Raw genomic sequence first — 447 nt, 5'->3', positions numbered from 1 at the left:
CAGCACCGCTGCCTGCGCGGCCGCCAGCCTGGCGATCGGCACGCGATAGGGCGAGCAGGACACGTAGTCGAGGCCAACCTCTTCGCAAAAGCGGATCGAGGCCGGGTCCCCGCCATGTTCGCCGCAAATGCCGAGCTTGATGTCGGGCCGCGTCGCCCTGCCTTTTTCGGCAGCCATGCGCACCAGTTCGCCGACGCCGTCGATATCGAGCGAGACGAACGGATCCTGATCGATGATGCCCTTCTGGCGGTAGGTCTCCAGGAACGAGGCCGCATCGTCGCGCGAAATGCCGAAGGTCGTCTGGGTCAGGTCGTTGGTGCCGAAGGAGAAGAACTCGGCCGTAGCGGCGATGACATGGGCGCGGATCGCCGCGCGGGGGAGCTCAATCATGGTTCCAGTCAGATAGTCGATCTTGACGCCGGTTTCCTCCATGACGCTCTTGGCGAC

General features: G+C 64.4%; 1 protein-coding gene. It reads right to left on the bottom strand.

What is annotated here, in order from left to right:
• Window positions 1-447, bottom strand: a 447-nt coding sequence (locus EN935_RS40135; protein WP_348629933.1) for a putative PEP-binding protein, incomplete at both ends; no start/stop codon positions are given.

The sequence above is a fragment of the Mesorhizobium sp. M7D.F.Ca.US.004.03.1.1 genome (assembly GCF_003998635.1).
In the GTDB taxonomy this organism is placed as follows: Bacteria; Pseudomonadota; Alphaproteobacteria; order Rhizobiales; family Rhizobiaceae; genus Mesorhizobium; species Mesorhizobium loti.
The sequence above is the reverse complement of the archived record's forward strand: the minus strand, read 5'-3'. Positions and strand labels throughout refer to the sequence as shown.